The following is a 13,835-nucleotide window of genomic DNA, read 5'->3' on the forward strand; positions in this document are numbered from 1 at the left end:
GTCCGATGTCCGCGCTGCGGCTGGTGTCGTCGACCGGTCTGCCGCCCGCCCTCACCCGCCCGTGGGAGATCATCGACCAGGAGGGCCCGACGGCCCCGGCCAGGGCCGTGCGCCAGGGCCGTGGTGTGTGGGTGCCGGTGCGGCCCGACGCCGCAGGTCAGGAGCTCGCCTGGCCCGGCACCGGGCTGGCCGCCGTACCGGTGTCCGGCGGGGACCGCAGCATCGGCGCGCTCACGGTCCTGATGGGCGAGCAGGGCGAGCCCGTCCCCCGGCAGTGGGACTTCCTCCGGGATCTGGTCGCCTGGACCGAGGAGCGGATGAGGCAGGCGCCCCCGCCCTCCGGGCCTTCCCAGAGCGAGGCGAGCGGCCACCGTGACCGGCTTCGGCAGGCGCTGAAGGAGGTCAGCGTCGGCTCGTGGGACTGGGACATCCAGGGCGGCGAGCTGATCTGGGACGAGGCGGCCCTGGAGCTCTACGGCACCAGACCCGAGGACTACACCGCCAGGGTCGAGAACTGGATGGCGTGCGTCCACCCCGACGACCTGGCGCCGACGCTGGACGCGGTGGACCGGGCGATCCGCGAGCACGGCGTGTTCGAGGCCGAGTACCGGGTGCGGCGCCTGGACGGCACGTACGGCTGGACGCAGGCCCGTGGCCGGGCGACCTACGACGAGCAGGGCGAGCCCCTCCGGATGATCGGCGTGGGCTGGGAGAGCAACGAGGCGCGGTCGGCCCGGGACGCGCTGAGCCGGGCGCTGCGTCACATGAGCGACGGGTTCCTCGCGGTGGACGAGGAGTGGCGGATCACCTTCGCCAACCTGGAGGCGGAGCGCACGCTGGGTCTGTCCGAGGAGGAGCTGTTCGGGCGCCTTCTGTGGGAGCTGCCCACGGTACGGAACGTGCCCGGCCTGGAGGACCGCTGCCGGAAGGCCGCGGCCGAGGAGACGCCCGTAGGCTTCGACGCCCAGCTGGAGGGCACCGGCCGCCGCCACCACCTGCGGCTGGTCCCGGGTCCCGACGGAGTCACCCTCTACCTCACCGACGTGACCGAGAAGCGGCAGCACGAGGAGGAGCGCCGGGCGTCCGAGCTGGCGGTGGCCCGGCGCGCGGTGCGGATGGGCGAGCTGACGGCCGCGCTCGCCAAGGCGACGACCTCGCAGGACGTGGTGGCCGCGGTGGCCCGCCGGGTGCTGCCGCCGTTCGCCGCCACCGGACTTCTGGTGCAGGCCATCGAGGGCGACCGGCTGCACACCGTGGGCGCGGAGGGCTACCCGGACGACTTCCTGGCCACCGTCGACGGCCGCGTCCGGACGCCCGGCGAGCCGGGCTGGGACGTGATCGCGTCCGGCCTGCCGATGTTCCTCTCCTCGACCGATGAGTACGCGACCCACTACCCCGAGCTGGCCGCCCGACCGGAACGGGCGGGGAAGGAGGCGTGGGCTTTCCTCCCGCTGACCGCGTCCGGCAACACCTTCGGGGTCTGCGTCGTCGCCTTCGACCGGGCCCGCCGCCTCACCGACGAGGAACGCACCCTGCTGACCACGATCAGCGCCCTCGTCGCCCAGGCCCTGGAACGAGCGCGGCTCTACGACGCCGAGCACACCCGTTCCCGCGAACTCCAGCGGAGCCTGCTCCCCCGGGCCCTGCCCGAGCTGCCGGCGTGCACGGCGGCCGCCCGCTACCTTCCCGCGGGCCAGGGCATGGACGTGGGCGGCGACTGGTACGACATCATCCCGCTCTCCGGCGGCCAGGTGGCCCTCGTGGTGGGCGACGTCATGGGCCACGGCCTCCCGGAGGCGGCGACGATGGGCCGCCTGCGGACCGCGCTGCACACCCTCGCCGACCTCGAGCTGCCGCCCGACGAGATCATGAGCCACCTCAACGAACTCGTCGCGGGGATGGGCGAGGAGTCGTACGTGACGTGTCTGTACGCGCTCTACGACTCGACGACGCAGATCTGTTCCATCGCCGGGGCCGGCCATCCACCGCCGGCCGTGGTCCACCCGGACGGCACCGTGCACTTCCCGGAACTGTCGGCCGACCCGCCCCTCGGCGCGGCGGAACCGCCTTTCGAGACGGTCGAGTTGAAGGTGCCGGAGGGCAGTCTCCTCGTGCTGTACACCGACGGTCTGGTGGAGTCGTCGAAGCGCGAGATGGACGAGGGCATGGCGGACCTGGCCCGCCTCCTGAGTTCGGCGCACCGGACCGAGTCCGGCGCCGAGGCGGACCTGGAGGACCTCTGCGACACGCTCACGGCGGGCCTGCTCCCCTCCGAGCACTCGACGGCCGACGACGCCGCCCTCCTCGTCGCCCGTCTCCACGCCCTGACGAGCGACAAGATCGCCTCCTGGCCGCTCCCCCAGGACCCGCGCGCGGCCGGCCAGGCCCGCCGCCACGTCCGGGAACAGCTGCGCACCTGGGGCCTGGAGGACCTGACCCCGACCACGGAACTCCTGGCCAGCGAGCTGGTCGGCAACGTCGTACGCCACGCCAAGGGCCCCGTCAGTCTGCGTCTGCTGCACGGCGCCGAGCTGATCTGCGAGGTCTTCGACGGCAGCCTGACGATGCCCCGTATCCGCCGCGCCACGGAGACCGACGAGGGCGGTCGCGGTCTGCAACTGATCACCGCCCTCTCCCAGCGCTGGGGCACCCGCTATACGCCGACGGGCAAGTGCATCTGGACGGAGCAGACGCTGGGCGCCCCCGAGGTTCGGCAGGAACTGCCCGACGACGCCCTGGAGTTGATGTTCCCGGCCGCGATGGACTTCATCGGGGATCTCGACTCGCTGCCGTTCGGGGACGACGACTGACAGACCCGTGGTGAGGGCTCAGCGCAGCCGGTCCTTGGCCTTGTAGTAGGCGCCTCCGAAGGGCAGGAACCAGGCGGTGCCGTTGTAGAAGGGGACGGGGACCTTCGGGAAGCCGAGGCCGCGCAGGGGGTTGGCCTCCGGGTGGCCGTCCATGACCTCGGCGATCGCCCGGCCCATGTAGGTGGCCATCTGGACGCCGTGGCCGCAGTACCCCATGGAGTAGTACAGGCCGTTCTCCTCGCCGGCGTGCGGCATGCGGTCCCAGGAGAAGCCGACGTTGCCACCCCATACGTAGTCGATCCGGACGTCGGCCAACTGCGGGAAGATCTCGGCCAGTTCAGCCTTCAGGACGTCGCCGCTCTTGATGTCGGAGGCCGGGTTGGAGGGCGCGAAGCGGGCCCGGCCGCCGAAGGCGAGGCGGTGGTCCGGGGTGAGGCGGACGTAGTGGCCGATGTTCTTGGAGTCGACCACCAGGCGGGCGTTCGGGATGAGTTCGCGGGCGCGCTCCTCGCCGAGCGGCTCGGTGACGACGACGAAGCTGCCGACGTTGATGAGCCGCTTGCGGAACCAGGGCATCGCCTTGTCGGTGTAGGCGTCGGTGGCGGCCATGACCTGCCGGGCGCGGATGGTGCCGTGCAGGGTCTCCACCAGGAAGCCGCCGCCCGGCAGGCGGGTGAGGCCGGTGGCCGCGTTGCGTTCGTGGATCTGCGCCCCGGCGCGTTCGGCGGCCTCGGCTAGACCGTGGACGTACTTGCCGACGTGCAGTCCCGCGCTGAGCGGGTCGAGCAGGGCGCCGTGGTAGAAGTCCGAGCCGAGTTCGGTGCGCAGGTCGGCGCGGCTCAGCAACGTGGTCTCGTGGCCGAAGTTCTCGGCCAGGTCGCGCCGGGTGGCCTTCATCGCCTCGAAGTGCTGTGGTTTGTACGCCACTCCGAGCCGGCCGGAGCGCTTGAAGTCGCAGTCGATCTGCTCCTTCTGCGTCAACTCCTCGACCACGTCGACGGCTTCACGGAACGCGTCGTACAACTCGCGGGCGCGTTCCTGCCCGTAGCGCTTGCGGGCTTCGCCCACGCCGATGGTGATGCCCTGGGTGCACATGCTGCCGTTGCGGCCGGAGGCGCCGGAGCCGATCTTGTCCTTCTCGACGAGGACGACATGGGCGCCCTTGCCGGCGGCGTGGTAGGCGGTGGACAGGCCGGTCAGGCCGCCGCCGATGACGACCACGTCGGCCGACTCGGGCAGGTCCTTGCCCGAGCGGTCGGGCAGGGGCGGGGCGGTATCCAGCCAGTACGGGATCTGCTTCATGGCGGGGCTCCTGTTCAGCAGCCGAGGAGGGCGGGCAGCCCGGACAGGTCGGGCAGTTCGTCGTACGGCTGGTAGGCGGTGCTGCCGGGGCGGCCGTAGCGGTTGATCCACACACGGCGCCTCAGGCCGAGGTCGCGGGTGGGGATCAGGTCGTACTCCCAGCCCTGGGCGGTGTGGATGACCTGGGACGGGTCGACGCCGATGGTCCGGTAGGCGTGCTCGAAGGTCTGGCGGTCCGGCTTGTACGCCTTCGCCTGCTGGGCGGTGATGACGTGGTCGAACTCGACGCCGATGTTGGCGATGTTCCGTGCGATGAGTTCGTCGTCGGTGTTGGAGATGATGGCGATCTCGTAGCGGGACTTCAACGCCCGCAGGGCGTCCGGGACTTCGGGGAACGGGCCGAAGGTCGGCACGGCCTCGACGAGGGCGTCTCCGTCGGACGCCCGGTACTCCAGGCCGTGCAGGCGCATCGCCGTCTCCAGGCTGGAGTGCAGGACTTCGTGGTACGGGCGGTAGGGCTCCAGGACGGCCTGGAAGCGGATGACGCGGAAGTCGTCGAGGAACTCGTCGACGTCCAGGCCGTCCAGGTCGAGCCGGTCGGCCAGGACCTTGAGGGTGGTCGGGCCGAGCTCGAAGTCGACCAGGGTGCCGTAGGCGTCGAAGGTGACGATCTCTCGCATGAAGTTCAGCCTCGTTTCAGGGGAGTTGGGGGGGACACGCTGCGGGGGGGGCTTCAGAGGGTGGGCTTCGGGGTCGAACTCCCGGTGTCAGACGACCTGTTCGCCGGGGCGCACGATCGCGTCGAGTGCCGTGAGGTCGGTCGCGTCGGGGATCCAGTCGGCCGCCGCCGCGTTGGCGGTGACCTGCTCGGGGGTCATCGCACCGGAGATCACCGAGCCGACGGCCGGCAGAGCGGCGAGTGTGCCGACGGCCACCTGGAGCAGGGTGAGTCCGCGTGCGGTGCCGTACGCGGTGAGTGCCTCGACGCGGTTGAGGGCCGCGTCGGTGAGCCAGCCCTGACGCCAGGACAGGCGGCTGCCGGGCGGGGGTTGTTCGCCGCGCCGGTACTTGCCGCTGAGCAGGCCGTTGGCGAGCGGGTAGTACGGCAGCAGGCCGACGCCGGTGCGCAGACAGGCGGGGATCAGGTCGGTCTCGGCGGCGCGGTCGAGGAGGTGGTAGCGGGCTTGCGTGCTGACGAAGGCGTCGGTGAGCTGTGCGGCGGGGAGGTCGGAGCAGCCGAGGTGGCGGATCTTGCCCTCGTCCACGAGCTCGTGCAGGGCTGCGAGGGTATCGGCGAGCGGGGTGACGCCGTCGGGCTCGTGGTACTGGTACAGGTCGATCCGGTCGGTGCCGAGGCGGCGCAGGGAGGCTTCGACGGCGTACCGGATGTAGGGGCGGGAGCCGCGCGGGCCGTACCGGGCGGCTTCGCCGTCGCGGGACATCTCCATGCCGAACTTGGTGGCGAGGACGACGTCGTCACGGTGGCCCTTGAGGGCGGCGCCGAGAAGCCGTTCGCCGTCGCCGCGCACTCCCCCGCGCTCGCCGGAGCCGCCGTACATGTCGGCCGTGTCGAACAGGGTGATCCCGGCGTCGAGTGCCGCGTGGACGACGGCTGTTGTGGCCTCCTCGTCGAGCCGGGAGCCGAAGTTGTTGCCGCCGAGGCCGACCACCGAGACGGTCGGCCCGCGCTCGCCGAGCGTGCGGTACCTCATGACCCGTTCCCGAACCCGATGCAGACGTTCTTGGTCTGCGTGTAACTGGCCAGCGCCTCCAGGCCCTTCTCCCGGCCCCAGCCGCTGTGCTTGTAGCCGCCGAAGGGCAGCTCGATGCCGGTGCCGACGCCGCTGGCGTTGACGTAGACCTGGCCCGCCCTGATGCCTTCGGCCATGCGCAGGGCCGTGTCGAGGTCGCGGGTCCAGACGTACGAACTGAGGCCGTACGGCGTGTCGTTGGCGATCGCGAGGGCTTCCTCGGCGTCGTCGAAGTCGATGACGGTGACGACGGGGCCGAAGATCTCCTCGCGGGCGCAGCGGGCCTGGTTCGTCAGGCCGGTGAGGACGGTCGGCTCGATGTAGTAGCCGTCGGCGAGCGCGGGGTCGGCGGGGGCGCCGCCGCCGGTGCGCACGTCGGCGCCCTCCTGCCGGGCCAGTTCCAAGTAGCCCTGCACGCGGTCGCGTTGGCGAGCGGCGACCAGGGGTCCGATGTCGGGGTCGTCCAGGCCGGGGCCGAGGCGCAGCGAGGCGGCGTGGGCGACCAGCTTGTCGAGGAACTCCTCGGCGCCGCGTTGCAGCAGGATGCGGGTGCCGGCCGAGCAGGTCTGTCCGGCGTTGCCGAAGGCGGAGCCCGCGACGGCGCCCAGGGCCAGGTCGAAGTCCGCGTCCGCGAAGACGACGACGGGTGACTTGCCGCCCAACTCCACCACGGAAGGCACCACGTTGGCGGCCGCCGCCTGTGCGACCTTGATGCCGGTCGGCACCGAGCCGGTGAACGTGACCTGGTCGATGTCCGGGTGTCCGGCGAGGGCGGCGCCGGTCTCGCCGTCGCCGGGGAGGACGTTCAACACCCCTGGCGGGAGGCCGCATTCGAGGGCGATGCGGCCGATCTCCAGGGGGGTGAGGGGTGCTTCGGGAGAGGGCTTGAGGACGACGGTGCAGCCCGCGGCCAGTGCCGGGGCCGAGCCTCTCGCGGTGTTCTGGAGCGGGTAGTTGAAGGGGATGATCTGTCCGGAGACCCCGATCGGTTCGCGGACGGTGTAGTCGATCAGGCCGGGGCCGAGCGGGATGGTGGAGCCGCCGAGCTTGTCGGCGACGCCCGCGTAGAACTCGAAGTAGCGGGCGGCGGCCTCGACATCGGCCTTCGCCTGGCCGAGCGGCTTGCCGACGTCGCGGCTCTCCAGGTGGGCCAGTTGCTCGGCCTCGGCTCGGATCGCCTGGGCGATACAGTTCAGCAGGCGTCCCCGGTCGGCGGCGCGCATCCGGGCCCACTCGGGTGCCGTGAAGGCGGCGCGGGCCGCGGCCACCGCCTGGTCCACGTCGGCGGCACCGGCCAACGCCACCTGGGCGAGGGCCGTTCCGTCCGACGGGTCGAGGACCGTGAAGGTGCGGCCGTCGGCGGCGGGCACCTGCTTTCCGTCCAACAGCAGCTCGCGAAGGGGCAGTTCGCCACTTGCTTCCGGTGTCATGGCCGGATCTCCCCCTCCACCGTGCCGAAGATGACGACCTCGTCGCCGGGGTGGACCGTGCGGATCCGGCGCACCCAGAGCACGATGCCGTCCTGCGGGGCGCGGACCTCCTCCAGCGTGTTGCCGTAGTGGTCCACGACGTGGGCGATCAGGTCGCCTTCCTTGCAGCTCTCCCCCGGGTCGGCGTGTCCGACGAAGAAGCCGCCGGCCGCGGAGCGGGCGAAGGTTCCGGTGACCGCCGTGTAGGTGTCGCGCAGTTCGGGCTCGCCGTCGGTCATGCCGAGCCGGCGCATGATGTTGCGGACGGAGTTCATGTGCAGCTCGACGGTCGACTCGCGGTAGGTGCCGCCGCCCGCCTCGATGGTGATGGCCGGCTTGCCCGCGGCGAGGGTGGGGTGGCGGACCGTGCCGCCCCACTTGCCGCCCTTCCACACGAGTTGGTGTCCGGCGGCCAGGCCGATGCCGGTGGCCAGGTCCTCGTAGCCGCCCTGGACGATCACCAGTGGGGCGATCTCGCCGAAGGTGCCGCCGGTGTGCAGGTCCACCAGGGCGTCGATGGCCGGGACGACCTGCTCGACGAAGGTCGCGGCCAGGCGCAGGGAGTACGAGCCCTCGGCGTCGCCGGGGAAGATGCGGTTGAGGTTGAGGTGGTCGAGGCCGCTGCTGCGGGCGGCCGCCTCGAAGGCGGGGGTGTTCACGCACGGGATGCCGACGAGCGTGCCGCGCAGAGTGGCCGGGTCGGTCTCGGCGAGGACGCGGCGGACGGCTTCCTGACCGTCGTACTCGTCGCCGTGGACGCCCGCGTCGACGCAGAGCACCGGGCCGGGCTCGGTGCCGTTGACGACGATCAGCGGGATGCCGAGTTCCACGCCGTAGGTGCTGGTGCCGACCGGGATCAGGCCCTGGGCGCGCTCGCCGGGGGCGACGGTCAACGGACCGATGGAGTACATGAGTTGCTGCCTTTCGGATGCGGGGGTCACAGGCGGGCGGACGCTTCGTCGAGGGTGTCCGCGATGATGTCGGCGATACGGTCGAGGAGGTGGCGGTCGCTGATCAGCGGGGGCGCGATCTGGACCAGCGGGGCGGCGCGGTTGTAGACGCGGGCCAGGAGGCCGGCCTCGCGCAGCCTGCGCGGGACGAGGTCGGCGACGAGTGTGGCGCGGGCGGTGTCGCTGAAGCCGCCGTCGTCCAGGTCGCCGACGAGTTCGCAGGCGTAGAAGAAGCCGGCGCCCCGGACGTCGCCGACGATGGGCAGGGCCGCGAGGGAGTTCATGCGGGTGGCGAGGTGGTCCTGGAGGCCGCGGACGTTGTCCAGGATCCGGTCGCGTTCCATGATGTCGAGGCTGCGCAGGGCGATGGCCGCGCTGAGCGGGTGTCCGCCGAAGGTGTAGCCGTGGTTGAGGACCGCGCCGGGGCGGTTGAGGACCTCGGTGACCTTGGTGCCGACGAGGGTGGCGCCCATGGGGGCGTAGCCGGCGGTGATGCCCTTGGCGACGGTGACGATGTCGGGGCGGGCGCCGTAGCGGTCGCCGCCGAACCACTCGCCGAGGCGGCCGAACGCGGTGATCACCTCGTCGGCGACGAGCAGGAAGCCGTAGCGGTCGGCGAGTGCCCTGAGGCCGGGCCAGTATCCCTCGGGCGGGGTGATGCAGCCGCCGCGGTTCTGCACCGGCTCGGCGATCAGCATGGCGATCGTCTCCGGACCCTCGGCGAGGATCGCGGCCTCCAGCTCGCCCAGCAGATGGGCGGTGAAGGCCGCGTCGTCCGCCAACTCCCCCGGTAGACCGAAGCGGTTGGTGTGGGACACGAACCGCGTCTCGATCGCGGGCGGGCCGTAGGGCTCCGTCAGGCCGGGGTCGTCGGTGAACGACAGGGTGCCGACGGTCAGGCCGTGGTAGGCGCCGCGGCGGGCGATCGCCTTGGTACGGCCCGTGTCGCCACGCAGGGCGTGGTACTTGCGGGCGATCTTCCAGGCGGTCTCGACGGCTTCGGCGCCGCCGCCGGAGAAGAAGGTGTGCTCGATGTCGACGGGCGCGATCCGGGACAGCCGTTCGGCGAGTTCGATGGCCGTCGGGTGGGCGGAGGCGGACCAGAGCGGGCTGAAGCACAGTTCGCGGAGCTGCCGGTCGGCGGCCTCGGCGAACTCGGCCGCGTAGGAGTAGCCGAGCTGGCAGCAGTACAGCCCGGAGAGGCCGTCGATGTAGCGTCTGCCGTCTGCGTCGTCGACGTAGGGGCCCTCGCCGCGCTGTACGACGAAGAGGTTGTCGCCGTCTGCGCCGACCGAGCCGTTGGGGGTCATGTTCAGCAGCAGGTGCCGGGACGCGGAGGCCGACAGCTCGCCTGACGAGGTGCGGGTGGTACTGGTGGTCATCAGGACTCGATTCCGACGGATGGGCCCACGGTGGTCTCTGTCGGCAGCAGGCCGTCCTGCCTGCCGGAGCCGCCGAGCCTGCGCACCACGCCGACCAGTGCGAGGGCCACGACGGCGACCGCGATGAGCAGCGCGCTGACGGCCGTGACGGACGGATCGACGTCGTACTGAAGGACGTTGAACACCTGGACCGGCAGGGTCACGGTGTCCACGGAGGACAGGAACTGGGAGACGAAGAACTCGTCGAAGCTGGTGATGAAGGAGAAGACGGCGGCGGCGACCAGTCCGGGCATGGCCAGCGGGAAGGTGATGCGCCGGGCGACGGTGAGCCGGCCGGCGCCCATGCTGGCCGCCGCGTCCTCCAGCCGTTCGTCGATGCCCTTCAGGGTGGCCATGAGGATCATCACGGCGATGGGTGAGGCCAGCACGGTGTGACCCAGCGCGATGGCGATCGGGCTGCCGAGCATCGAGGCGGGCTCGAAGAGCAGGAACAGGCCCAGGGCGATGACGACTTGGGGGATCACGAGGGGGGCGAGGACTAGGCCGTAGACCGCGGTGCGCAGGGGCAGTTCGCTGCGGACCAGCGCGGTCGCCGCGGTCACGCCGAGGATGAGGGAGAACACCGTGGTCAGGGCGGCGACCAGGGCGCTCAGGGAGAGGGCCGCTGGCCACTTGCTGCCGTCGGCGAAGAGTTGCTTGTACCAGCCGAGGGTCCAGGAGTGGGGCGGGAAGGAGCCGAAGGCGTCGTTGCCGAAGGAGGTGACGACGATGACGACGATCGGCAGGGCCAGGAAGAGCAGGATCAGGGTGGAGAAGACGGTGAGGCCGACGCGTCCGGCGAGGGTGGGACGGAGGCCGATCATGATGCGGTACCCCGCTTCCGGTATGCCTCGCCCGCCGACTTGAGGAGTCGGAGGAGCAGGAGGCCGGCGAAGGTGAGCAGGAGCAGGATGATGCCGAGGGCGGAGGCGCCGTTCCACTCGTTCTGCTTCATCACCTGGTCGTCGATGAGCGAGGCCACCATGGTCTGCTTCGGGCCGCCCATCAGGGCCGGGGTGAGGTAGTAGCCGAGGCAGAGGATGAAGCACAGCACTCCGGCGTTGACCAGTCCGGGAGCGACGAGTGGGAGATACACGCGGCGGAAGATGGTGATCCGTCCCGCGCCCATGCTGGCCGCCGCGGCGAGCAGCCGGCGGTCGGTGCCGCGCATCACGGCGTACAGGAGGAGCACGGTGTACGGGAGCATCACGGAGGTGGTGCCGATGACGACACCGGTCTCGTTGTAGAGCAACTGGAAGGGTGCGCCTGGGAAGTGAAGGTCCGTCAGGACGTTGTTCACGACGCCGTGTTCGCCGAGCAGGATGATCCAGCCGTAGGTGCGCACCAGCGCGCTGATGAAGTGCGGGACGATCACGACCAGCATCACCAGGCCGGCCCACAGGGGCTTCAGCCGGGTCACCGCGTTGGCGAGCAGGAAGCCGATGACCAGGCTGAGCAGGGAGGTCTCGGCGGAGATCCGCAGGGTGGTGAGCAGGATCTCCAGGTCGGCGCCCTGGAACGCGTCGGCGTACCAGTGCAGGGTCCAGCCGCCTTCCTCGCCCTTGAGGCTGAGGAGGAGGGTGCTGAAGATCGGGTAGACGAAGAGGATCAGGAGGTAGACGACGACCGGTGCGGCGTTCAACAGGCCGTAGCGGGTGCGGCGTTCGGACAGTGTGTGGCGCAGGCGGCTCATGCGGCCGGGGGTCGCGGTGGGCGCGGGCTGGGACTGGGGCTGCGGCTTCGTGGCGAGGGCGGATCCGGCCATGCTCATCCCCTGTGTTCCGCGTCGGGGTGCACGCTGGCGTCTTCTGTGTCAGGGAACACGCTGACGCCCTCTGCGTCGGGGAAGACGCTGACGTCGGCGAACCCGGCGGTCAGGCCGACGCGTTCACCGGGAGCCGGGGCGCGTCCGGCCGGCAGTTCCAGTCGTACGACGTCGGTGTCCGTGCCGCCGGTCGGGCGGACCGTGACGCGCACCAGGGTTCCGACGTAGGTGACCGTCTCCACGGTCCCGGTGCAGAAGCCGTCTCCTGCGGGGCAGAGGGTGATCCGGCCCGGTTGGACCGCGCCCCGGACGCGCTCGCCGGAACCGTCCGCCAGAGGGCGGGCCTTCAGCAGACCGCCCGTGTCGAGGCGTACGAGGGTGTGCTCCGAGGTCCGCTCCTCGACGCTGCCTGCAAGGAAGTTGGCGGCGCCGAGGAAGTCCGCGACGAACGGGGTGCGCGGCACCTCGAAGAGTTCCCTCGGGGTGTCGAACTGGTCGATCCGGCCGTCCCGCATGACCGCGATCCGGTCGGAGAGGACGAGGGCCTCCTCCTGATCGTGCGTCACATAGATGACGGTGAGGCCGAGTTCGCGCTGGATGCGCTTGATCTCGGTCTGGAGCTGGTCGCGGAGTTTCTTGTCGAGGGCGCCGAGCGGTTCGTCCATGAGGATCACCGGCGGGCGGTAGACCAGGGCCCGGCACAGGGCGACGCGCTGTTGCTGGCCGCCGGACAGCTCGCGCGGGCGGCGGCGGGCCATGCCGTCCAACCCGGCCATCTCCAGGGTCTCGCCGACCCTGCGGCGCAGCTCCGCCTTGGGTGTGCCGCGCAGTTGGAGCGGGAAAGCGACGTTGTCCCAGACGGTCATGTGCGGGAAGAGCAGGTACTGCTGGAAGACGAAGCCCAGGCCGCGCTTCTGCGGGGCCAGCCGGGTCACGTCACGGCCGCCCACGACGATGCTGCCGGAGTCGGGTTCGCAGAACCCGGCGATCATCATCAGGGTGGTGGTCTTGCCGGAGCCGGAGGATCCCAGGAAGGTGACGAACTCGCCCGCCGCGATCTCCATGGAGACCTCGTCGACGGCGGTGACACCACCGTACGTCTTGCGAAGTCCCGTCACGGACAAGGGTTTTCCGGTGCCGGTGCCGGTGCCGGTGCCGGTGTCCGGTGGACGGGTGATCGTCGGGGGTTTCACGTCCAGTTCAGGCATGCGACCACTCCTGCCAGCGCTTGGAGACGGCGTCCTGGTTCTTGATCCACCACTCGACGTCCAGGTCGAAGCCGGACTCCAAATGGGCGGCGGATCCTGCCAGGTTGGCGGCGGTGGTCGTGGAGAGCTTCTTGTAGGCGGCGGGCACGGTCGGGGCCATCGGGTACAACTCGGCGTAGGCGGCCTGAACTTCGGGGCGCAGCGAGAAGTCGATGAGCTGGTAGGCGGCGTCGAGGTTGTCGGTGCCCTTGGGGATGGCGAGGCCGTTGCTCTGGCGGCGGGCGCCGTTCCACTGGTAGGCGAGCGGGGAGCCCTGCTTGATGAGGGCGTCGAGGCGGCCGTGCCACACGCTGGAGGCGACGACCTCCTCGCGGCCGAGGAGTACGCCGGGCAGGGCGCCGGTGTCCCAGAACTTCTTGACGTGCGACTTGATCGCGTCGAGGGACTTGAAGGCGCGGTCCACATCGAGGGGGTACAGCTTGTCCGGGTCCACGCCGTCGGCGAGGAGGGCGAACTCCAGCTCGGGCAGGTCGGCGTCCACGGCCTGTAGCGCACGGCTGCCGGGGAACGTCTTGGTGTCCCAGAAGTCGGCCCACGAGGTCGGCTTCTTCCCGCCGAAGGCGTCCGTGCGGTACGCCATCACGCTGGCCCAGTAGTTCTTGCCGACCGCGTGGGTGGTGACCAGGGACTTGGCGATGCCGGCGGTCTTGAAGTTCTTCAGCCGGTCGTAGTCGAGTGTCTGGGTGGCGCCCTGCTGCTTGAAGAGCACGAAGTCGGCCATCGAGTCGTCGATGACGTCGAACTGGGGGCGGCCCTGCTTGATCTGGGCGAGCATCTGCGCGTACTCGATGTTCACCACCTTGACCTGGATGCCGGTCTCCTTGGTGAACGGCTCGTAGACCGCCTTCTGGTTGGCGTCGCCGTAGGTGCCGCCGCTGTCGCGCACGACGAGCGTCTTCGAGCTCTTGCCGCCGCTGTCGACGGAGCGGCTGGTGCCGGTGCCGCAGGCGGTTAGCGAGGTGGCGGCGATGCCTGCGGCCACTCCTCCGACTCCGCGCAGGAACACTCTGCGGTCTATCCGGGCATCTCTCACCGGGGGCCTCCTGGTGGTGCGGTACGTGATTCGGGGCGGGGTGTGGGTGTGCGGGTGGAGTGGGTG

Annotated in this window: 11 protein-coding genes; 1 reads left to right on the forward strand and 10 read right to left on the reverse strand. The window is 70.8% G+C overall.

Going from position 1 to position 13,835, the window contains the following annotated elements:
* On the forward strand, nucleotides 1–2,810 hold a 2,810-nt coding region (locus ACNFOC_RS38760), incomplete at its 5' end, for a SpoIIE family protein phosphatase (RefSeq protein WP_416963706.1).
* Between the two features lie 18 nt (nucleotides 2,811–2,828).
* On the opposite strand, the gene ACNFOC_RS38765 is transcribed toward ACNFOC_RS38760, so the two are convergent.
* From ACNFOC_RS38765 to ACNFOC_RS38810, 10 genes are all read right to left on the reverse strand, one after another.
* On the reverse strand, nucleotides 2,829–4,112 hold the full coding sequence (locus ACNFOC_RS38765; protein WP_416963707.1) for an NAD(P)/FAD-dependent oxidoreductase: 1,284 nt from the start codon (nucleotides 4,110–4,112) through the stop codon (nucleotides 2,829–2,831).
* 14 nt (nucleotides 4,113–4,126) lie between these two features.
* The gene (locus ACNFOC_RS38770) at nucleotides 4,127–4,792 is read right to left on the reverse strand and encodes a haloacid dehalogenase type II (protein ID WP_416963708.1); all 666 of its coding nucleotides are present in this window, start codon (nucleotides 4,790–4,792) and stop codon (nucleotides 4,127–4,129) included.
* An 87-nt stretch (nucleotides 4,793–4,879) separates the two neighbouring features.
* Nucleotides 4,880–5,824: an aldo/keto reductase gene (locus ACNFOC_RS38775; protein ID WP_416963709.1), complete on the reverse strand. Its 945-nt coding sequence runs from the start codon at nucleotides 5,822–5,824 to the stop codon at nucleotides 4,880–4,882.
* Complete coding sequence (locus ACNFOC_RS38780; protein ID WP_416963710.1) at nucleotides 5,821–7,293, reverse strand: aldehyde dehydrogenase family protein; 1,473 nt, start codon at nucleotides 7,291–7,293, stop codon at nucleotides 5,821–5,823. The genes ACNFOC_RS38775 and ACNFOC_RS38780 overlap by 4 nt, the downstream gene beginning before the upstream one ends.
* On the reverse strand, nucleotides 7,290–8,243 hold the full coding sequence (locus ACNFOC_RS38785) for a succinylglutamate desuccinylase/aspartoacylase family protein (RefSeq protein WP_416963711.1): 954 nt from the start codon (nucleotides 8,241–8,243) through the stop codon (nucleotides 7,290–7,292). The genes ACNFOC_RS38780 and ACNFOC_RS38785 overlap by 4 nt, the downstream gene beginning before the upstream one ends.
* 26 nt (nucleotides 8,244–8,269) lie before the next feature.
* Entirely contained in the window at nucleotides 8,270–9,664 is a 1,395-nt protein-coding gene (locus ACNFOC_RS38790) for an aminotransferase class III-fold pyridoxal phosphate-dependent enzyme (RefSeq protein WP_416963712.1), read from the reverse strand.
* On the reverse strand, nucleotides 9,664–10,527 hold the full coding sequence (locus ACNFOC_RS38795; protein ID WP_416963713.1) for an ABC transporter permease: 864 nt from the start codon (nucleotides 10,525–10,527) through the stop codon (nucleotides 9,664–9,666). The genes ACNFOC_RS38790 and ACNFOC_RS38795 overlap by 1 nt, the downstream gene beginning before the upstream one ends.
* Entirely contained in the window at nucleotides 10,524–11,468 is a 945-nt protein-coding gene (locus ACNFOC_RS38800; RefSeq protein WP_416963714.1) for an ABC transporter permease, read from the reverse strand. The genes ACNFOC_RS38795 and ACNFOC_RS38800 overlap by 4 nt, the downstream gene beginning before the upstream one ends.
* Nucleotides 11,469–11,470: 2 nt before the next feature.
* Nucleotides 11,471–12,676, reverse strand: a complete 1,206-nt coding sequence (locus ACNFOC_RS38805; protein ID WP_416963715.1) for an ABC transporter ATP-binding protein — start codon at nucleotides 12,674–12,676, stop codon at nucleotides 11,471–11,473.
* Complete coding sequence (locus ACNFOC_RS38810; RefSeq protein ID WP_416963716.1) at nucleotides 12,669–13,769, reverse strand: ABC transporter substrate-binding protein; 1,101 nt, start codon at nucleotides 13,767–13,769, stop codon at nucleotides 12,669–12,671. Before ACNFOC_RS38810 ends, ACNFOC_RS38805 begins: the two co-directional genes overlap by 8 nt.
* Nucleotides 13,770–13,835: the final 66 nt, after the last annotated feature.

This window comes from Streptomyces colwelliae, from assembly GCF_048158785.1.
In the GTDB taxonomy this organism is placed as follows: domain Bacteria; phylum Actinomycetota; class Actinomycetes; order Streptomycetales; family Streptomycetaceae; genus Streptomyces.